The sequence below is a fragment of the Klebsiella sp. KTE92 genome (assembly GCF_000398905.1).
GTDB lineage: Bacteria > Pseudomonadota > Gammaproteobacteria > Enterobacterales > Enterobacteriaceae > Klebsiella > Klebsiella variicola.
The window spans coordinates 2,197,910-2,217,142 of record NZ_KB976100.1; the positions used below are offsets into that span (position 1 = coordinate 2,197,910).

Annotated in this window: 21 protein-coding genes and 1 pseudogene; 21 read left to right on the plus strand and 1 reads right to left on the minus strand. The window is 49.9% G+C overall.

The window, feature by feature from the left end:
- Window positions 1-35: 35 nt before the first annotated feature.
- From A1WC_RS14970 to A1WC_RS14905, 18 genes are all read left to right on the plus strand, one after another.
- Window positions 36-248, plus strand: a complete 213-nt coding sequence (locus tag A1WC_RS14970; RefSeq protein ID WP_016160819.1) for a hypothetical protein — start codon at window positions 36-38, stop codon at window positions 246-248.
- Between the two features lie 3 nt (window positions 249-251).
- Window positions 252-662 (plus strand): hypothetical protein, encoded by a 411-nt coding sequence (locus A1WC_RS14965; RefSeq protein WP_016160820.1) that lies wholly within the window; start codon window positions 252-254, stop codon window positions 660-662.
- 1 nt (window position 663) lies between these two features.
- Window positions 664-960, plus strand: coding sequence for a hypothetical protein (locus tag A1WC_RS26130; protein ID WP_016160821.1), 297 nt, complete (start codon window positions 664-666; stop codon window positions 958-960).
- Window positions 932-1,315: a hypothetical protein gene (locus tag A1WC_RS14960; RefSeq protein ID WP_016160822.1), complete on the plus strand. Its 384-nt coding sequence runs from the start codon at window positions 932-934 to the stop codon at window positions 1,313-1,315. Before A1WC_RS26130 ends, A1WC_RS14960 begins: the two co-directional genes overlap by 29 nt.
- A gap of 1 nt (window position 1,316) precedes the next feature.
- The gene (locus A1WC_RS14955; protein WP_016160823.1) at window positions 1,317-1,868 is read left to right on the plus strand and encodes a hypothetical protein; all 552 of its coding nucleotides are present in this window, start codon (window positions 1,317-1,319) and stop codon (window positions 1,866-1,868) included.
- Window positions 1,865-2,257 (plus strand): phage tail terminator-like protein, encoded by a 393-nt coding sequence (locus A1WC_RS14950; RefSeq protein ID WP_012967910.1) that lies wholly within the window; start codon window positions 1,865-1,867, stop codon window positions 2,255-2,257. Before A1WC_RS14955 ends, A1WC_RS14950 begins: the two co-directional genes overlap by 4 nt.
- Before the next feature lie 23 nt (window positions 2,258-2,280).
- The gene (locus tag A1WC_RS14945) at window positions 2,281-3,453 is read left to right on the plus strand and encodes a phage tail tube protein (protein ID WP_016160824.1); all 1,173 of its coding nucleotides are present in this window, start codon (window positions 2,281-2,283) and stop codon (window positions 3,451-3,453) included.
- Window positions 3,454-3,508: 55 nt separating this feature from the next.
- Window positions 3,509-3,991 (plus strand): hypothetical protein, encoded by a 483-nt coding sequence (locus A1WC_RS14940; RefSeq protein WP_016160825.1) that lies wholly within the window; start codon window positions 3,509-3,511, stop codon window positions 3,989-3,991.
- Between the two features lie 167 nt (window positions 3,992-4,158).
- A complete protein-coding gene (locus A1WC_RS27185) occupies window positions 4,159-4,326 on the plus strand; it encodes a hypothetical protein (protein ID WP_016160826.1) in 168 nt (55 codons plus the stop codon).
- Window positions 4,327-4,393: 67 nt separating this feature from the next.
- Window positions 4,394-5,353, plus strand: a complete 960-nt coding sequence (locus A1WC_RS27455; protein ID WP_136085944.1) for a hypothetical protein — start codon at window positions 4,394-4,396, stop codon at window positions 5,351-5,353.
- A 14-nt stretch (window positions 5,354-5,367) separates the two neighbouring features.
- On the plus strand, window positions 5,368-5,742 hold the full coding sequence (locus A1WC_RS14935; protein WP_016160828.1) for a hypothetical protein: 375 nt from the start codon (window positions 5,368-5,370) through the stop codon (window positions 5,740-5,742).
- Window positions 5,743-5,835: 93 nt separating this feature from the next.
- The gene (locus A1WC_RS14930) at window positions 5,836-9,537 is read left to right on the plus strand and encodes a phage tail length tape measure family protein (protein ID WP_016160829.1); all 3,702 of its coding nucleotides are present in this window, start codon (window positions 5,836-5,838) and stop codon (window positions 9,535-9,537) included.
- Window positions 9,537-10,010, plus strand: coding sequence for a hypothetical protein (locus A1WC_RS14925; RefSeq protein ID WP_016160830.1), 474 nt, complete (start codon window positions 9,537-9,539; stop codon window positions 10,008-10,010). Before A1WC_RS14930 ends, A1WC_RS14925 begins: the two co-directional genes overlap by 1 nt.
- Complete coding sequence (locus A1WC_RS14920; RefSeq protein WP_016160831.1) at window positions 9,997-10,479, plus strand: DUF1833 family protein; 483 nt, start codon at window positions 9,997-9,999, stop codon at window positions 10,477-10,479. The genes A1WC_RS14925 and A1WC_RS14920 overlap by 14 nt, the downstream gene beginning before the upstream one ends.
- A gap of 9 nt (window positions 10,480-10,488) precedes the next feature.
- Window positions 10,489-10,869 carry a hypothetical protein gene (locus A1WC_RS14915; RefSeq protein WP_016160832.1) on the plus strand — a complete coding sequence of 127 codons (381 nt, stop codon included), beginning with the start codon at window positions 10,489-10,491 and terminating at the stop codon, window positions 10,867-10,869.
- A complete protein-coding gene (locus tag A1WC_RS14910; protein WP_016160833.1) occupies window positions 10,866-13,934 on the plus strand; it encodes a host specificity factor TipJ family phage tail protein in 3,069 nt (1,022 codons plus the stop codon). Before A1WC_RS14915 ends, A1WC_RS14910 begins: the two co-directional genes overlap by 4 nt.
- Window positions 13,935-14,010: 76 nt before the next feature.
- Entirely contained in the window at window positions 14,011-15,873 is a 1,863-nt protein-coding gene (locus A1WC_RS28275) for a sialidase family protein (protein ID WP_016160834.1), read from the plus strand.
- Window positions 15,873-16,640: a hypothetical protein gene (locus A1WC_RS14905; RefSeq protein WP_016160835.1), complete on the plus strand. Its 768-nt coding sequence runs from the start codon at window positions 15,873-15,875 to the stop codon at window positions 16,638-16,640. Before A1WC_RS28275 ends, A1WC_RS14905 begins: the two co-directional genes overlap by 1 nt.
- A gap of 162 nt (window positions 16,641-16,802) precedes the next feature.
- On the opposite strand, the gene A1WC_RS14900 is transcribed toward A1WC_RS14905, so the two are convergent.
- Complete coding sequence (locus A1WC_RS14900; protein WP_016160836.1) at window positions 16,803-17,771, minus strand: acyltransferase family protein; 969 nt, start codon at window positions 17,769-17,771, stop codon at window positions 16,803-16,805.
- A gap of 275 nt (window positions 17,772-18,046) precedes the next feature.
- Between A1WC_RS14900 and A1WC_RS14895 the strand changes: the two genes are divergently transcribed.
- The 3 genes and pseudogenes from A1WC_RS14895 (at window position 18,047) to A1WC_RS26140 (ending at window position 19,217) form a co-directional block, all read left to right on the plus strand.
- On the plus strand, window positions 18,047-18,385 hold the full coding sequence (locus tag A1WC_RS14895) for a hypothetical protein (RefSeq protein ID WP_016160837.1): 339 nt from the start codon (window positions 18,047-18,049) through the stop codon (window positions 18,383-18,385).
- Window positions 18,325-18,744, plus strand: a pseudogene (locus A1WC_RS14890) (recombinase family protein); the annotation flags it as partial. The gene A1WC_RS14895 and the pseudogene A1WC_RS14890, both read left to right, overlap by 61 nt.
- Window positions 18,745-18,794: 50 nt before the next feature.
- A complete protein-coding gene (locus A1WC_RS26140; RefSeq protein ID WP_004892499.1) occupies window positions 18,795-19,217 on the plus strand; it encodes a hypothetical protein in 423 nt (140 codons plus the stop codon).
- The last annotated feature ends 16 nt before the right edge of the window (window positions 19,218-19,233 follow it).

Here is a 19,233-nt window from a genome sequence, read left to right on the forward strand (position 1 = left end):
CAGGGGCTTCGGCCCCTTTTTTTAGTGGAGGGCTAATGGCCGGATTAACAAAAGAGCAGCGCGCCCAACGAGCTGCTGAGCAAACTGCGTCTACGCAGGCGGATAACAACGAACCCGTATCGACCACATCGCAGCTGGTGGCGATGGTTACCGATTTCCCGGCATTCCCGGGTGCGCCCAATACCGCCAACGTTCACCCTGATGAAGTGGAGAACTGGAAGGCGCACGGCTGGAAAGAAATGGAGTGATGCATGATCACTTTCATCACCGTTGAAGACGTCAATTCGATTCTCGGTGCCACCTGGACAGATGAAAGCAAAAAAGCCAAATCTGTGCTGATGGCTAATACCTGGATGAATGGACTTAACCTGAAAATGCCGTGCGATAAGGCAACTCACGAAATCATCATTCCTGACGATGTGAAGCAGGCTGGCGCCTATGCAGCGCTAGCGGCCTCGAATGGTGGCCTTTATCAGCAGAAAACCGATTCTGGTGTGTTGCTGAGTAAGACGGTAGATGCCGATGATGTCAGCGTTTCAAAGACCTTCGCGGAACTCGCTACCAACAGCTCGGCATTGCTTGATTCTGATCTGCAGCTGGCGCTGGCCATGCTTAAGCCCTATGGCGTTAGTCAGTCACAGGTGCGGCTGGTGAGGGGGTGATATGCAAAATCCAGATGTACATTATGCCGGTGACGGGCTCGGTCCTCGCGATGTGTTTGTGAATGGAAACCCGATCAGACATGTCGTTTACGCAAACCCGGCAAAGGGCGTTGTTGAGTTTGCTCCGCTCCCGCTGCGGGTTAAGCGCAATGGCGAAATCTATACCAGAAAACTGCGTGGTAACGTCCTGGTCCTTTTTACTGGCGGATATGTTTCTAACAATATACCGCTTCAGCGTTTTGGTGAAAAAGGCATAGAGGAGGTAGACCGTGGGTATCCGCGACGAACTCCAAACTGAAGTCGCCGCAGCCTTCGATACAGACCTGCAGGATGCCGTTAAGGATTTCACTGGGTCATACACCGTTCGTGGTGCCTGGGATCCGGTTACGGAAACCGGCACTGAAACACAGGTGACTTACTCAGGGCGCGGAGTGCTGGCGCGCTATAAACTCCGCCGTATCGATGGCGTTAATATTCTGCATGGTGATGTGAAGCTAACCGCCCTGGTTAACGAGGTGACTGATAAGCCGGCAGTCGGGCATATCATCACCGCACCGGATCCGATTACGGGTGAGCTTCAGCGCTACGAGGTCATCAACGCTTCTGCCGACTCTGCTGGCGCTGCGTACTCCATTCAACTGCGGAGGGCGTGATATGGCTAAGGGCTGGAACATTGACCCGGCGGCATTCGCCGGGCTGGTGGCCGAAGATGTCAAACTACGCCAGCGGACAATCGCCATTCAACTGCTGAATGAAATTGTTCAACGGTCGCCGGTAGGAAACCCGGAGCTGTGGGCCATCAACGCGACCGCGGTTCAATACAACAAAGCTGTTGGGGAATGGAACGAATCTCTTTATGCCGATCCTGCTAACCTGACCAAAACCGGAAAGCTCAGGAAGAAAGTCCGTGTTAATGACAGCATGGATATCAGGCGGCCGGCTGAGTATCGCGCAGGAACCTTCAGGGCATCGCATTTTGTCAGCATCGGCGAACCCGATCACTCCGTCCCGACCGAACCGGATCCGCGCGGGACAATGACGTTTCTTAATGGCAAAAATATCATTGACCAGGCGCCAGCCTACTCGGTGATTTACATCCAGTCGAACCTGCCTTACTCCGTGCCTCTGGAGAATGGTCACTCAACGCAGGCGCCAACAGGCGTCTATGCCGTCTCGTTTAATGGTGTGATTCAGGCCTACAAATGACCCTTACAGAAATCAGAAACGCTGTCATTTCCCGAATGGCGGCACAGACCGCTATTGCCTCTGATGCAGTGGATTATCCCAATGGTCCGGTATTTGACCCCAGCAACCGCGATATCTGGGCCCGCCTCACCAACATTGCAGGACAGGCTGGCGCAACCGAGATCGGGGATGGGCCGGTCGTCCACAGGACGGGCTTGCTCATCATTCAGCTTTTTGTTCCGGTCGGCTCCGGGACGTTGCTTATCTCCCGAACGGCCGATCAGCTAACGGAGCTATTCGAGTTCAGGGACGATGGAAAGCTGAGTTATTTCGCTGTATCTGCTGTGCCGGCGGGTGAAACCGATGGCTGGTTACAGCTCAATCTTCAAATTCCTTATCGCGCTCTGTAGCGCACAAAAAACAGGAGGCTCCTGTGAGCTCAGGTGCAAAAGTAGTAGCCGCGTTTATTCGCGAGACAACGCCAGGAATCACGCCAACAGCAGGGGCGTGGAACCTGCTGCGGCGTTCTTCATTTGGTCTGAAACCAACGCTGAACACCAACGACAATGACGAAATCGCTGGTGACCGCATGGCGCAGGGCGTTTCACGCGGCACTGTGGATGTCGGCGGCGATGTCGGTACGCGGTTTCGCTGGAATCAGCACGATGCCTTTCTGGCGAGCTGCTTTGGTGCGGAATGGGTGGATAACGTTCTGACCATGGGCAATGGCCGCATCACGTTCTCAGTGGCTTCCTATGCCGAGGATGTGGGTATCGCCCAGATCGCCCGCGGCTGTCAGGTGGCAACCCTGCAGATCGAAATCCCGAATGATGGTGACATCACTGCTACGGTCACGTTTGCTGGCCTGGACTGGGAAACAAAAGGTGACGATACCAGCTTCTTTAGCGCGCCGGTCGATAATGCCGGAGCGTTGCGCTATTCGTTCAAAGAGGTAACAGCCCTCAGCCTGAATGGCGTTGCTGGTGGCAATGGTTTCTGTGTCGATACCTTCAACATCCAGTTCGACAACAATATGCAGACCCAGCGTTGCATCGGTACCGGTTCGGCGTTCGCCGGCGCAAACATTCCGACAACCTTTACCCCGTCAGGTCAAATCACGCTGTCATGGTCAAAAGCTGCGTGGGAGCTCTATAAGAAAACGTTCACCGGCGAAACGGTGCCGTTTAGCTTTACGCTGGAGAATGCTGAAGGTGCATATACCTTCTATTTCCCGGAAGTGCAGATTTCCGGCGACTGGCCGGATGCGGGGAGCACTGACATTGTTCAAGTTCAACTGGATATCACCGCGGCCAATACTCCGCCAACTATCACCCGCGTCCCCAAAGTGCCGGCGACGGCGATCAGCGTTGCGCCGGGCACTTCAACTGGGGCCGTGGGTTCTACGGTGACGTTAACCGCCACGCTTACCCCAGCTGATTCAACTGATACCGTCGAGTGGACGTCATCGGATCCGACTATCGCCAGCGTGGTTTCTACCGGACAGAAAACAGCGAAGGTCACGCGTAACGCAGCCGGTACTGCAACCATAACCGGTAAGGCCCGCACCTTTACGGCAACGACTGAAATCACCGTTACCGCGCCTTAATTTACTAGGCCCGTTCTGCTGAGCATCGCGGATCGGGCTTCACTATGGAGTTATTATGCTGATTGTTACCCCAAAAATTGATTTAAATGGCGAGCGCTGGTTTTCACCTTATCAAAAGCCAGAAAACAGCAATGAAGAATACACCCCGGAAGAGGAATCGCTTTTCAAACTTCGCCTGCTGGTGGCCAGCAGCGAGAATCCACAATATCGCTCCCGTAACGCGCTGGTGCGCCGCCACATCGATAAGATGGACGCTGGTTATAAGGTAGGCACCAAAGAATTCAATCTCGCCAGAGTGGGCGATATCGACTCTGTTGATGACTTGCTGATCGATAATGTCGCTCGGTTTCTGTTGAAGGGTTGGGAAGGTGTGGGCCAGTTGGTAGATGGCGTAGAAGTTGCCATCGACTACACGCCGGAAGTCGGGATCGCCATGCTGAAACAGCACCCGGAGCTGTACTGGCTGATACTGGCTGAGGCGGCGGCCATTGCTCAGGGTAAGGAGCAGCAGACTCAGGAAACCGTAAAAAAGCCATAGAGGCTCAGAAGTGGCTTAAGGAGTTCGGGGGAGAGCAGGGCGAGAAAGCAAAGTGGCGCAGGGAGAAGCTAAATCTCCCGCCCATTCCAGAGCCTGAAATCGATGCAGTCACTGGTGAGATCCTCAACGCTTACGCCATGATATCGCGCGGCAGGAAGTATGCCGGCATGGCCGGCGTGCCGCTCCCTCTGTCCCTGAATGATGTCGAGCTTTACCTGGCAGCGCGCACCATCCTGATCGACCGCATTGAGTTTGACGCAGCAATACTGGCCCTCGATGATGCCTGGCGGGATGCGTGGGCTGAAGAGCAGAAAAGACAGGCAAAAGTGAAGTAGTCATATCATTGTCTACATCTATTCCTGTGCTAACCTGTGTGCAAATGTTAATGATGGGGATAGGGCTTTGAGCGAAGATATCGGAAATGTCAATTTTGGCATTAGCCTTGGTGGTTACAAAGATGAAGAAACGGCAAAGGAAGTTGGAAATGCTGTAAGCCAATTCATTAAAATACTCTGCAAGTATATCGATCTTACATCCTTAGTTGGAATTTCAATAAATTATGATTATCAATATGCATTAGACTCAGTTGACAGAGGGATTGAGACTTCTAATACATTAACTCCATCTGATGGCGATGTTGTAGGTGTCGCTATGGTTGTTCGAGTTATGCGTAATGGTGAGCCTAGATGCCATATCGTTTTTAATGCTCTTCACATTGAGGGTATTGTATCTCCAGTCAATTCGCCGGAGTGGCTAACTGCTATTGGAATCATTTCGCATGAATGCGCTCATGTCTCAAATAGCAATGCCTTAAACAAATGTTTTCCGGGGCGGATGATGAGTTACCGCTATAAAAACATCCATGAGCAATTGAGAGGGGAGTGTTGGTTATCTGTGATGGAGGAATATTGCGCAACTAGATTGAGTGCGCATATTGGTGAAGATCAGAGCAAGATGTTCAAAGCGTCTTTTTTCAGACAGGCTTCTAAACTATATGATAAAGCAAAGGATTCTATATTTAATTATCAGTTTCATCAAAGTGTAGACAAAACATTAAATGAAGTTTATTCGGAGATTGAAATGACTTTGAAACTTGCAGCATATTTTTTAGGGGATGCTGCAGCAAAAGGTGTTAATTACAAGGATGGAAATGAGGATGACATGTCTGAGTTTTCATGGCTTATTCCCTACATTGAAAGATTAGATTCTGCGAATGCCGTTATTTTCGAAAATTATGGAAGATGGAAATCAATTGATGAGTTTGAGGTGATATCAGATATCCTTGATGATATTGCCAGATATCTAGGCGTAACCGTCTCCTTACGTCCGCAGGGTGTGTGGGTTGATATTAGTTATTATTAATAGAGGGTGCTATAATGAATAATTTTGCTATATTAGTTCCTTTGCTTTGTCTGGTAATGCTTGGGTGCACCTATACAAACCAATATGAAAGTGGGTCTCAAATAGCTGTTGAAAATGTGAACCGGATTGTTAAGGGTAAAACAACTGAGGCTGAGTTGATCGGTATGTTTGGACAGCCTTTTTCTAAGGCAGTCATCAGTGCGACTGAGGTCAAGTGGATTTACACACACAATGCGGTGTCAGCTTCAGCCCAGGCGTTTACCATGAAAACAACATCAAGCGCTGAAATGACAACGCTTGATATCCTTTTGAAGGATGGTGTGGTCGTTAATTATGCGTATACCAAATCCCCTCTAAATCCAACTATGAACATGAAAACGTCTTTGTAACAAGAGAACCCACTCCGGTGGGATTTTTTATCATTGTTTAAACATTCCTTACCCGCTTGATTTGCGGGTTTTTTATTGCCCGGAGAAAGGTAAATGACAGAACAAACATCCCGCCTTGCTATTATTCTCGATAGCACCGGAGCAGAAAAGAACGCGGATAGTTTAGCCAGTGCTCTAAACAAAATGACGGCAGAGGGTGAAAAAGCTGAGTTCGCAACGGATAATCTTTCCGCAGCTACTAAAGACCTGAACTCCCATCTTAAGGTCGGACCAAAGCACGCTATCGAAAATGCGAAGTCAACAAGGACGCAGCGGGAAGAAATAGAAAAATTACTGGATAAGCTGGATCCTACATCAAAAGCGTTTGATGAGCTGGATAAAGCAATGGAGCGGCTGAAAAAGGCAAATTTATCTGGTGTGCTGGGGGCTGAGGAATTCAGCCACTACAGTTCCATCATTGATCAAACTCGCAATCGTCTTCAGTCTGCTCAGGATGAATTGACTGGGTATACGCAGGCCCAGAGAGAAGCTGCGAAAGCTGCTCAGGATTCAGCAGCGCAACAGGCGCAGCAGGAGCGAATTCTCACGCAATTACAGGCTCGCCTTGATCCCGTCACCCACGCATTACAGGCCCTTGACGAGCAGCAACGGCAAATTTTCGAATATACGTATAGTGGTGCGCTTAGTATCCAGCAGTATGATGCCTACAGCGCCAAAATTGCCGAAGCCCGCCGTGAGCTGAACGGAGAAGCGCAAGCAGAACGTGAGGCAGTAAAGGCTCAGGAAGAGCAGCGTGCTTCGTTGCAGCGATTAGTTGGCCAACTTGACCCTTTCTCAGCTGCGTTAGATAAAATCAAGAAACAGCGAGCTGAACTGTCGGCAGCCAAAGATGCCGGGCTGCTTACGCCTGAATACCACGCAGAGCTTTCAAATAAGCTGGATTTGACGGAGAAAGGGCTCAATCAGGTCAGCAATGAAATGCGGTTTGGAGCCATCTCGGCAGGGCAGTATAAAAATGCCATGCGGTTACTCCCTGCGCAGTTGAATGATATTGCTGTTGGCCTGGCTGGTGGTATGCCTTTGTTCACTATCTTCATGCAACAGGGTTCGCAGATCGCTGATTCGTTTGGCGGTTGGGGTAATCTGTTCGAGATCATAAAACAGCAGTTGCTGGGGGCCGGAGATGCCGCCGATGAATCAAGCGATTCCCTGTCAGATAACGCTAACTCATTGTCTGAAAATGCAGAGAATGCCAAAAAACTTACTGGCTTTCTGAATCCCATGACTATCGGGATCGGCGCTCTTGTCGCAGTTGTGGGTACTCTCACATATGCCTGGTACAAAGGCAGCCAGGAGCAACAGGAGTTCAATAAGTCCCTTGTTCTGACCGGGAATATTGCCGGGGTAACCACCGGGCAATTGGCAGACATGGCGAGATCGGTCGCAGATAATACAGGGAATACCACAGCCGCCGCCGCTCAGGCACTAAACCGTGTTGTCTCTGGTGGTAAAATCGCTACAGGCTCAATGCAGACTGTCACAGAGGCCGTTGTCGCAATGAACGATGCGACCGATGAATCTATCGATAGCATGGTGGCAGACTTCGAGAAAATCGCACAAAACCCGGTAGCCGCTATAGGAGAACTGAACGACAAATATCACTTCCTGACTCTGGCAACATACAACCAGATTAAGGCGTTGCAGGACGAGGGTAATCAGCAAGAGGCTGCGAGACTGGCGACAGAGACGTATGCTGCGACTATGAAGCAGCGTGCTGACCAGATTCAGGGTAACCTCGGCTCACTGGAGCAGGCATGGAAATGGTTGGGTGATGCCGCGAAAGGTGCCTGGGATGCCATGCTTGATATTGGTCGTGAAAAATCTATAGATCAAAAAATAGCAGAAGCTCAGGACGAACTGGGTAGGGCGCAAAGGTCACTTTCTGATTTAAGTGCCGGACAATCAAAACATGAGGGGGCATATGGCCCATGGAAGTCTAGTGACCTTTCCATGCTTCAAAAGGGGGTCGATGCTGCCAAAGCACGACTATCTTCATTGCAGTCTGAGAAAATGGCTCAGGACACCATTAACGGGTTATATGATGCTGGCAACCAGAGGCAGCAAAAGGGTATAAAGGCTCAGCAGGAAATCAATGCTCTTGAGGATCGTCTAGCCAGTAATGCGGAAAAGAGAGCCAAGGCGCAAGAAAAATACACGCAACAATTGATTGACGCTAGGGCTGCAGGTTCGATAATCAGTCCTGAGAAAGAGGCTGATACCCGAAAAAAAATTGACGAGCAATTCAAAGACCCTAAAACCCCGAAGACACCAAAAGGCAAAACCTACACCGAAGATGCTGGTACCCGCATGCTCGACCAGCTTAATCAGCAATATGCTGCGTTAACTTCTCAGTTCGATATAACAGAGAAGATTGGAGTTGCTCAACAAGCGCTTATCAAATGGAAGAAACAACTCGCCGACATAAAAAGCAAGAAGACCCTGACCGCCGATCAAAAATCATTGCTCGCAAATCAGAACGAAATTACAGCGCAATTACAGAAAAATGCAGGCTTAGAAAAGGAAATCGCGCTTCGCAAGGATGCCGATAAATTAACAGCTTTCAAGAATACGCTGACATCTGGACTACAGACAGATGCGACGACTTTACAAAATGACCTCAACAACAACACAATCTTGTCACAGGAGCAAAAGCGCCAACAGGAACTAACGAAGATTGTCACCGAGTATCAGAAAAAGCGTGTTGAGCTGACCAATCAGCGCACTACAGGGCAGATCTCGCAAAATCTGTACGACCAGGAGACGGCTGCTTTGCAGCAAGCGCTAGATCAGCGACTTGCCATGCAACACGCTTATTACACTCAGACAGATCAACTCAATAGCAATTGGCAGCTTGGCGTCCAAAACGGAATGCAGTCATACCTTAACAGCGTGCCCACGCTCTACGAATCAGTGACCGCGGCGACAACTTCAATATTCAGTTCAACTGAAACAGCAATCTCCTCAAACTTGTCTGCGATGTTGCAAGGAACCGAAAGCCTAAGCGATGGATTTAAAAATATGGCGGTAGGGATGGGGCAGGCGGTAATTGATGCTTTGACCAAGATGGCTGCTCAATGGCTGGTATACCAGGCGGTTCAATTGCTTGTAGGGAAAACGGCCGCCGCTGGTGCCGCTGCGTCTATGGTTGGACAAGCTACGGCCATGTCGCAAATAGCAGGAATTAATGCATACGCATCAGCGGCAGCAATACCTGTTACTGGATGGGCTATGGCTCCAGCGGCTATGGCGGCAGCTTTGGCAGCAACCACCCCTCTTATAGCATCAGTAGCTGTAAGTTCTGCAGCCATGACTGCTGGAGGTGGACTAACAGGCATGGCTCACAACGGCATCGACTCTGTCCCATCTACTGGTACTTGGTTGTTGGAGAAAGGCGAACGCGTCATGACAGCTGACACATCGGCACGGCTGGACTCAACACTGGAGAACCTGCGCAAAAACGGACTGGACTCGACGCTAAGCAAACCGGGTTTTGGGACCGGGGTGCAGAACGTGAATAGTGATAACAGCAGCAAGACCACCATCCATGCTCCCATTGAGCAGCATTTCCATACGCCGCCAGGTGTTACACCTGATCAGATGGCTCTCTCTATGGCGCAAACACAGAAGCGAGCGACAACGGAAGCCCTGGATCAGGTTGCTGCGCAATTGTTGAGAGGGGACGGGAAAGTTGGTAAGGCAATGCGCAGTAAATATCCAGGCAGAGGGTTAGAGTGATGACTGATATCTACTACCCACATGACTATCTTCCAATGCCACTGCAGGAAGGATACGGATTCCAGCCTGTAAGCCCGTTAAAACGAACCCAGTTAACCACCGGCCGCGCGCGGCAAAGGCGAGCTTATACGTCCACACCGACGCAGGCCAGCATCACCTGGTTTATGGAAACCGATGCGCAGGGACTGGCGTTTGAGTCCTGGTTCCGTGATGCGTTATCTGACGGGGCTGCATGGTTCATGATGAAGCTGCAGACGCCGGTGGGCATTAAGTTTTACAAATGCCGCTTCACAGATATTTATCAGGGACCGGTGCTGGTGGCCCCGATTTACTGGAAGTACACAGCGACGCTTGAATTATGGGAACGCCCCCTTGCTCCTGCCCCATGGGGTAATTACCCGGAATGGATCGTCGGCAGCTCACTGCTGGATATTGCGCTGAATAAGGAGTGGCCAAAGCATGACGCAGATTAAACGCCTCTACGCCAGCAGCGGGCCGGAGGTGATCATTGAAACGCTGCAGATCACCATTGGTTCTGACGTCCATTATCTGTGCCAGGGTTACGAGAACATCACGGCAACGACGGAGAACGGAGATACCGTAACGTTTACCGCCTGTGCGATAGACATTGCGCTGCCGGCGCGTAATGCGGACGGCACGCAGGACCTCAAATTCGCCCTGTGCAATATCGACGGCGTTGTGTCCACGGCGATCCGCTATGCCCTGGCTAACAAATTGCCTGCATGGCTGACGTACCGGAGTTATATCTCCACGGATTTAGCAGCCCCTGCGGAAGTGCCGTATACGCTGAAAATCAAGTCGGGCTCCTGGACGGCGACAGAGGTGCAGATCACCGCGGGCTATATGAATATTCTTGATACAGCCTGGCCACGTAACCGCTACACACTTAATAATTTTCCCGCTCTGCGTTACATGAGTTGAGGTTTCTCCATGTTTAATCCTGATAAATACCGTTCAGTCACCTGGCTGAAGGGCGGGCGCGTATACCCGCTACTCGACTGCTTCGGGATTGTGAATGAAATACGCAGCGACCTGGGGCTACCTGAATGGCCGGATTTTGCAGGTGTGACCAAAGACGGCGGGGGCCTCGACCGGGAAGCGCGCCGGATGATGCTTACCCTTGAGCGCTGCGAACCCTGCGAAGGGGCCGGGGTGGCCTGTTATTCCGGGTCGACTGTCACCCACGTAGGGATCGTGGTCAGTATCGATGGTCTGTTGCATGTGGCGGAATGCAATCCGGGTACGAACGTCACCTTTCTGCCGTTGCCGCGGTTTAAGCGCCGATTTGTCAAAGTGGAGTTCTGGCAATGACCATTCGTTTTTATCCGTCCCGGCTTCCCGGTGAACCACTCGAAACGCATGAGCATGGTGTAACCAGTATTCGCAACTGGCTGGTGGCAAATGTCGAAGGCTACGAGGATCGGGATGTCCCACCGCTGACCGTTGAGGTTGAGGGACTGTCAATTCCGCCAGGCGAGTGGGCCACCTGCGTGATCCACCCTGATAGTGATGTCAGGCTTTATCCGGTTCCCTTCGGGCTGGAGGCCGCCACAATCGCGTGGATCGGCGTCGGTATCTCCGTTGCTGCTGCAGCCTATTCGCTGTTTATGATGAGCAACATCGATACGGGCGGCTATACCTCATCCACAGGGCGGAGTCTCGACCTGAACCCGGCAAAGGCGAATACCGCAAAACTCGGTGATGCCATTCGTGAGGTGTTTGGCCGGGTGCGTATCTACCCTGATTATGTGGTGCAGCCGGTTACCCGGTTTGATGCCGCCGATCCTACGAAAATGCGCGTCCAGATGCTGCTGTGTCTCGGTGTCGGTGATCTGATTTATACCAATGGCGATATCAGGGTTGGCAGTACGCCAGCTTCAACGCTGCCGGGTTTCAACATCACCTATTTTCCGCCAGGCGCGGACGTTTCCGGCGATGAGCGCAGTGAAAACTGGGTCAACTCCACCGAAGTGGGCGGGACGTCATCCGGAACCGGGCTGGACATGGCCCAGACGTCGCCGGATGCCGACGATATTATCGCAGACAGCATGACCGTCTCCGGATCGAGCGTGACGTTTACCGGGCTGGACACGGATGACGGCGATGACGACGACGAGGACGAAAACGCGCTACCGCCCAGCTGGGTAGCTGGCGCCGTGGTCGAACTGAAAGCCCCGGCGAACTACCAGATCACTACGGCGGCTGGATACAGTGTTATCGCCAGCCCGCTGCTGACGGAGATCGCGCCGGTGGTTGGAATGCCGGTGACGCTGGGGTTTAACTCTGTCGATTACGATCTGTTTATCGCGTCATATACCCCCGGTCAGGCTGCAGTGCCCGGCACCGGGGGGAGTGCGGCAAAAGTCCAGGCCAGTGCGGCCCCGACCACCTACGATTTTTCGACCAGCTCCAGCACGTTCACGATCACCTGGCAGGGGGTTATCTACCCGGTGTCGCTGGTGGCTAACTATGTCTCGATGTCGGGACTGCTGGCGGCCATCACCGAGGGACTCACTGGCTCCGGCCTGGTTGCACAGGACAACGGCGGCACCGTACTGATAACCGAGTCGGCCAGTCCGTTCGCGGGTGGGGCGATCACGTCCTCTTCGCTGCCTGCAGCTGTTTTCGGTGATGCTCCGGTTTACACCTCCGGCACGGCATCAACCGGCGGCAGCCCGGCGGTAACGGCGAATGTGACGCTTGCCTATAACAGCGCCACGGGAACAGCCTTTTCCGGCATGCCGGAGGGGGTGCAACGGCTTTCACTTGCTCACCGCGGGAATGAGTACCGGATTGTGTCAGCTGACGGCACGACGGCGACGGTGGCGCGCCTGATTTCCGGTGTCGTTGATGAGTCATGGCCGGGATTCTCCGCCCGGACGATGATCGACTATGAGGCCACTGGTCTTAACGACACGCTGAGCTGGCTGGGGCCGTTCCTGGTTTGCCCTGAAAATGAGACCGTCGATATGTTCGAGGTGAATTTCTCCTTCCCGAACGGCATCTGTGGCTTTGACAGCAAGGGGAAAAAGCGGCTTCGGCATGTTGAGTGGGAGATTCAGTATCGCGTCTACGGTTCCGGATCGGGGTGGGTGAGTCACCAGGGAGAGTATGCGCTTAAAAACGTCAACGGGCTGGGATTCACTGAGCGGATCACCCTCAGTTCTCCGGGACTGGTAGAGGTTCGCTGCCGTCGGCGCAATGAGCAGGGCTCAAACAACGCCAGGGATTCGATGTACTGGCAGGCACTGCGCGGGCGACTGCTGACGCGCCCTTCATCCTATCCCGGCGTGTCGCTGATGGCGGTGACCGTTGAGACGGGGGGCAAATTGGCGGCTCAGTCGGACCGCCGCGTAAACGTTGTGGCCACGCGGGCCTATGACTCAGGAACGGCCAGAACCATTTCTGGGGCGCTGCTGCATGTCGGGAACTCGCTGGGACTGGAGATGGATGTCGACACCATCAACGCGCTGGAGTCTGCGTACTGGACGCCACGGGGAGAGTATTTCGATTTCGCTACCGGCGACAGTATCTCAGCGCTGGAAATGCTGCAGAAGATAGCCAACGCCGGGAAGTCCCGCTTCCTGTTAAGCGATGGCCTCGCGACGGTCAACCGTGAGGGGATTAAGCCCTGGACTGGCGTGATCACTCCTCATGAGATGGTAGAGGAGCTGCAGAGCGGATTTACCGTGCCCTCAGATGATGATTTTGATGGTGTCGACGTGACGTACATCAACGGGACTACCTGGGCAGAGGAGACCGTTAAATGCCGGACGACTGATAATCCCACGCCGGTGAAAATAGAGAATTACAAACTCGATGGGGTACTGAATCAGGATCACGCCTACCAAATCGGGATGCGTCGCCTTATGAAATACCTGCAGCAGCGGGTGACGTTCCAGACCACTACCGAGCTGGACGCGCTGTGCTACAACACGGGCGATCGCATTGTGCTCACGGATGATATTCCGGGTAACAACACAATTTCCTGTCTGGTGGAGGCGATGACAACGGCTGGTGGCGTGACAACGTTCACCGTTACGGAGCCGCTGGACTGGTCTTTCGAAAATCCCCGAGCGCTGATCCGCTATCAGGATGGCTCTGCATCCGGGCTGATGGTGGCGCGCAGGGTGGGTGATTTTCAGCTGTCAGTCCCGCACCTGAGCGAGTTTGATGACCCGATGAAGGTTGACCTGTCGTCGGCAACCATCGAGCCGATCCGCCTGGTGTTCTGCGGCTCAACGCGCCACGTCTACGATGCCATTGTAGAGGAGATCGCTCCGCAGTCAGACGGAACCTGTCAGGTCACCGCTAAAGAATACCTCGAATCGTTCTACCAGTACGACGACGCCACATACCCCGGCAACGTCGCGTAATACCCCATAACAACCCCTAATTAACTCTTTTCGCTCAAACCCTCGTTTGCGCGAACGCCTTTTTTGGAGCAAAAACATGGCCGAACTTAACCCGCCTTTGGGAACGACGACGCCTGAAATTTTCCTGGATAACGTCAAGCGCGCTGACGAGCTGGTTAACGGTCCGGCCGGAACGGTTAACGACCGCGCAGGTGAACCGCTCGATACGTGGCGTCAGATGATGGCGAAAAATGAAGCCCTTACAGAGGCAACCCGTCAGAACCTGATCCCCCTCAGTCGCCAGTATATGACTCTCTCGGCAGCGCAGGCTGATATTGCCAACATTCCCGATGGCAGTGCTACCTATTACCGCAGCCCTGACGATAGCGCGCTGGCTATTGAGGTGATCAATAATGCTGGAACGCTGGAGCCTACTGGGCGGAAAATGCCATCACAGGCTGAGATTGACGATATTAACACCAGGATATTTTACGGTAATGATGGCGATCCGTTTATTTATAAACAGATCGATGCCACTGGTAATATAATTGATATTATATTCAAGAATGGCGAAAGCCAAAGAATGGGGGAGAGAGAAAACATCTCCTCAGGTGTTGATGAAAAAATAACTGGTGTTAAAACATATTCTCAGGTAGCGTCAATAGATGATTCCACCGGTGGCTCGGCAATAGCGGTAACACCAGATGGAATGGTATGGCTCAGAGGGCTTGCTATCCCTATCCAACAAATCTATGCCATAAAAAATCAGAGCCAAATCGCGCAGGCAATAAAATCTATAGCTGAAATAGAAGCTGACGGCCTCTCTCAGATTAGAAGAACATTTTATGCAACGGACAAAAGTGGGGCGCTTACAACCCAGTCCCTTCTGGTATCCAGGGTAACTAAAAACACTGGTTTTACATTGAATTCATGGCCTCAGGGCAAAGTATGTCATGATTCTACCGGGCGAATTTATGTTGGGTACAATCATGCGTCGGCTCACGGTAGTAGTGACCAATTATGTGCGCTTCGCTACAGTGATGATGAAGGCAAAACATGGAGCGATACCATTGAGCCCATCGCCAGCGAAGGAAAAGCGCGTGGTTCAGACTGGTGGGCACTGGGCTGCGATAGCGCGGACCATCTGTGGGGAATCATACGAAGCCGCGGCACGAATAACGCTCAGGGAGTAACTGCTCATAATATCTACAGGTCCACGGACAGAGGAGTTACATGGTCAAAAATAGGGGAAATCCCACTAACCCAGAAAATATCCGGAACACAATATGTTCCTGAGTTGTATCACGATTTTTTATATTATAACGGCAGGATGTATACAGGGTATCATTTTGCAAACTCATCCCGGATGGGCTTTCTGTCATTTGATATTTCCGACCCACTGAACACCATCACAACATTCGACGCTATTGCCGATGGTGCTTATCCTACGACCAAGCTGGTTGAACCAACACTAGGTATCGATCTGGTTCAGGATGGTACGGGATATATTTATGGCGGTATACGAACGCAGGATACAGCATACCCGTCAAAGTTTTATTTCATGCGACCTGATTTTTCAGGGTTTACGATGTATAACGCCCCGGAAAACGTGATTTACAGTGGTGTGGTAGTGAAACGCATTAACGGGATGATGATAGCGTTATTCATTGAGAGATATAACACAGGGATAATGAATTTATGGTTTGGAACGCCATCTGATTTTTACAGTAGTTCTGTGGCTTCATTTTACAAAATGAAAATTGGGCAGATACTGAACTCCGCGATACCCAGCGGAAATTCCACTAACGTAGGTGTGCAGGGTATGGACGTTATAGGAAATAACCTGGTGATGGCATGGTCTACAGAGGATGAGGCTGGAAACAGTGACACCTTCTTTGCTGTTATGAATGTTGTTCAGTCGGAATCGTATATGACCCTTAATTATCTGGAGTCCTTCTAATGTCTAAATCGCTTGTTTTACAGTCCCCGTCATCGTTGGACAGCGATGTGATGCCCCTCATGCTGAGTGATGGAATTCATATCGCAGCGGAAAATGCATACACAGATCAAACTGACTCACTGGTTAAAGTCGCGGATTATATGCAGCCATCTATCATTTATACCTCTCCGGAAGTTGCCAAAAACCCGGGAATTATTACTGATGATGCTGGCTTTGTCGGTCTGGTTTTCAGTGGCGCCCAGGGTTTGCTTGTAAACCCTTTTGCTTCCCTTGCCGGGTATGGCGAGGTCACCTTCTACCTGGTAGGTAAATTTATCGCTGGTACTGCGAATGATGTTTACTTTAAATGGGGGGCTGTTGAGGCGGCGACAAGCAATGATAACAAGGCGGTATACCTCAGGAGATATACGTCGAATAATGAACTGCAATTCACCTACGATCCTGGAACACCAGTAAACGTAGCGACAGTCCACGTACCGAGGCCATCAACCGATACGGCAATCGTATCATGCGGTTATTCAGTTGCCAGTAAAGAGGTCTTTGTCGGATTCAATGGAGCTGAAGTTATCACCGCAATGCCTCAGGTCAGTCAGGCTTTAATCAGCGAAGCGACAGGCGATTTTACGATAGGTTATAATTATTATACGGCCGGGCAGGAAAGCGAGATGACCCTGAACAGAATGCATGCGTTCCGGCAGTACCATAATGCCAAACAAAGGGCTAAAGTTGTTTCCGCATTGGCTTCGGCCTTTGGTGTGAATATTTAATAATAAATATGATGTGCTGATGCTTAAATATACAGTTGTTCACTTCACATGAAGAATAGGCTAACCCGCTAAACGGATATATATAATACTATACCCCTCCCTTTTTTTATAGGTGGCAATTATTGATTAATGCCACCATATTATTTTAAATACTATCTGTTTTTATTTGTTGTCTACCTGAGTCGGTTCACCATAATAATATTTATCTAATAATTTGCACTTGTTTTTTGAAAGTATTGAAAAAGCTATCAGAGCGATTGTTAAAAAAATCACCGCAATATAATAAAATGAACTGTTATTATCAGTAAGTCTGGTGACCAAAATTATAATGGCTACATGCCAAAGATATACTGGAAGAGATGTCTCGCCGAGTTTTGTAATTATATTTGCATTGATGGTTAGTGGTTTTTTACATATGTTGATTGTTAAGTTTATTAGTGAGATGTTAAATAAATACCAAAGTATGGCACCGAAAAGTGGACTCTGGTCAATAAAACTGTTCAACAGTATCGCTATGATACATATAGCTAATGACACCCATGGTTTCATGCTGGTTATGGTACAATTTCCTAGCATGTATCCCATTAAAAAAAATGAATAGTAATAATAGAATCTTTTGTCACCGATGTATTTTAGTAAAGGGATGGTATTAGTCAAATAATCGCCATAAGCATACCACGTAATAGATACTATCGCTGACGCGACAAAGGTTATAAAGACTAATTTATTACTTATATAAATAAATTTTGTATAAAAAATAAATATCAAAACAGCAGGTATGTACCATAGGTGATAAAATGGATAGATGACTGAGGAAATAATATCTTTGGTTTGTAATTTGTTAATTCCTACATAATAATAAAAATTACATAAAGTGTAAGCCACAAAGGCAATTATATATGGTGTGAGTAGTCTTGATTTATATTTAATTAATAATATGGTGGATTTTTGCTCTAGATTTTTTGTTTTAATGAAATATCCAGTAATAGCTAAAAAGAGAGGCATGTGAAAATAATATATATCACCTCTTAATCCTTCGTCTGCTTTGCCAGGAAGAATATGACCTGTGATAACAAGAATAATTAGAAAACCCTTTAAAAGATCAAATGATAAATTTCTTTTGTGCTTCATTATAAAATAACTCAACAAGTTAAGCGGTACATAAAAATCAACTTATGATGTTTTAGCACAGATATTGAAAACTGTCTGCACTACAAATTCCGAATTTATAGACACTTAAGTAAGAAGTGATCGCGGTGGACATGAGTTTTGCATATAAAAAGATTGTAAAGTCAATAAAATCAATGTGTTATTTCGTAACACATTATTGATAGATACCACATCTCTTGATCTTCACTTTTTATAAAGCAGCTGTATATAAAAACAGTATTGTCGGAGGGCAGATCATGCTTCAACAACAGCCAATCTACGAAGCTACCGGCATAAGTCAGTATGCAATGTTCGTCAATACTCAGCGAGGAGTCGCCGTAGTTGAGCGCTCCTCAGTGCCTTTAGCTACAGCCGTTTTGCTTATCTCATACTGTGGGGTGCAGAAATTTGCCAGATTTCTTGGTGGATCACTCATTACGGAAGATGGTGATGCTATCGAAGGAGACGTGCTCTCTGATGTCGAGCTGATAGATGTGGTAACGCATATCATCAGTAAGCCTGGCTTTGATGATTGCCCGGCGATGTGCTGGTGGTCTGGAAACTGGATCGGCTTGGCCGCAGCGTGCGCGATCTGATTACGCTCGTATCGGAGTTGCAGGCGCGTGGGGTGAATTTCCGCAGCCTGACCGACAGCATCGATACCAGTACGCCAGCAGGCCGCTTTTTTTTCCACGTTATGAGCGCCCTGGCGGAGATGGAGCGCGAGTTAATAGTGGAGCGTACCCGAGCCGGTTTAGCCGCTGCGAGGGAGCAGGGGAGAGTCGGCGGCCGCCGCCGGGTAATGACTGAAGTCGTGGTGGAGCGGTGCCGCAGAATGCTGGAGAACGGCGCTACCCGGCAACAGATCGCAGATGTGATAGGGGTGGGGGTGAAGACGATCTACAAATACTTTCCTGCTGCCGTCCGCGATCAAGGATTCCTGCCCTTCCCGTGATATGTAACATTTGAGATAATAAGTACTTTCAGTTTTGAAAACAGTTTGGTTTGTTCGTGAACGGTAAGAAAACAATAAGTTTTGAACAATTTTTAACTATTAACAGCAATCTTGTTTCCATCTCAGATACATGGGCAGACTTGTGGGCGTTAATTTTTCACACAGGTTTAAGCGCTGGAAGGCTGCTGAGTATTCGATATGATGATATTGATGATGGCTTGATACTGATACGAAAACAGGGTCACCTGAAAGAGCTACGTGTTGAATCAACCCCTCCAGTGGAGGGGATCATTGCTCGTAGAAGAGAACGCTATCCAGAAGATGTTTTTTTATTTCAGAGCCATTCTAACCGTGTGAAGTACCAACGCCGGCCGGTCACTATAATTGCTTTCAACGCCGCTTTACGTCGCGCCGCTAGATCATTACCAGACGTTAACGTAAGCAGTAGTAGCGCGAGAAACATACCGGACTAACCGCCTGTCCAGTCGC

Bases quoted from the DNA above. Each gene is read 5' to 3' on its own strand.
- A1WC_RS14970 (WP_016160819.1), top strand. From the start codon at position 36: ATGGCCGGATTAACAAAAGAGCAGCGCGCCCAACGAGCTGCTGAGCAA.
- A1WC_RS14965 (WP_016160820.1), top strand. From the start codon at position 252: ATGATCACTTTCATCACCGTTGAAGACGTCAATTCGATTCTCGGTGCC.
- A1WC_RS26130 (WP_016160821.1), top strand. From the start codon at position 664: ATGCAAAATCCAGATGTACATTATGCCGGTGACGGGCTCGGTCCTCGC.
- A1WC_RS14955 (WP_016160823.1), top strand. From the start codon at position 1,317: ATGGCTAAGGGCTGGAACATTGACCCGGCGGCATTCGCCGGGCTGGTG.
- A1WC_RS14950 (WP_012967910.1), top strand. From the start codon at position 1,865: ATGACCCTTACAGAAATCAGAAACGCTGTCATTTCCCGAATGGCGGCA.
- A1WC_RS14940 (WP_016160825.1), top strand. From the start codon at position 3,509: ATGCTGATTGTTACCCCAAAAATTGATTTAAATGGCGAGCGCTGGTTT.
- A1WC_RS27185 (WP_016160826.1), top strand. From the start codon at position 4,159: ATGGCCGGCGTGCCGCTCCCTCTGTCCCTGAATGATGTCGAGCTTTAC.
- A1WC_RS14935 (WP_016160828.1), top strand. From the start codon at position 5,368: ATGAATAATTTTGCTATATTAGTTCCTTTGCTTTGTCTGGTAATGCTT.
- A1WC_RS14930 (WP_016160829.1), top strand. From the start codon at position 5,836: ATGACAGAACAAACATCCCGCCTTGCTATTATTCTCGATAGCACCGGA.
- A1WC_RS14925 (WP_016160830.1), top strand. From the start codon at position 9,537: ATGACTGATATCTACTACCCACATGACTATCTTCCAATGCCACTGCAG.
- A1WC_RS14920 (WP_016160831.1), top strand. From the start codon at position 9,997: ATGACGCAGATTAAACGCCTCTACGCCAGCAGCGGGCCGGAGGTGATC.
- A1WC_RS14915 (WP_016160832.1), top strand. From the start codon at position 10,489: ATGTTTAATCCTGATAAATACCGTTCAGTCACCTGGCTGAAGGGCGGG.
- A1WC_RS14910 (WP_016160833.1), top strand. From the start codon at position 10,866: ATGACCATTCGTTTTTATCCGTCCCGGCTTCCCGGTGAACCACTCGAA.
- A1WC_RS28275 (WP_016160834.1), top strand. From the start codon at position 14,011: ATGGCCGAACTTAACCCGCCTTTGGGAACGACGACGCCTGAAATTTTC.
- A1WC_RS14905 (WP_016160835.1), top strand. From the start codon at position 15,873: ATGTCTAAATCGCTTGTTTTACAGTCCCCGTCATCGTTGGACAGCGAT.
- A1WC_RS14900 (WP_016160836.1), bottom strand. From the start codon at position 17,771: ATGAAGCACAAAAGAAATTTATCATTTGATCTTTTAAAGGGTTTTCTA.
- A1WC_RS14895 (WP_016160837.1), top strand. From the start codon at position 18,047: ATGCTTCAACAACAGCCAATCTACGAAGCTACCGGCATAAGTCAGTAT.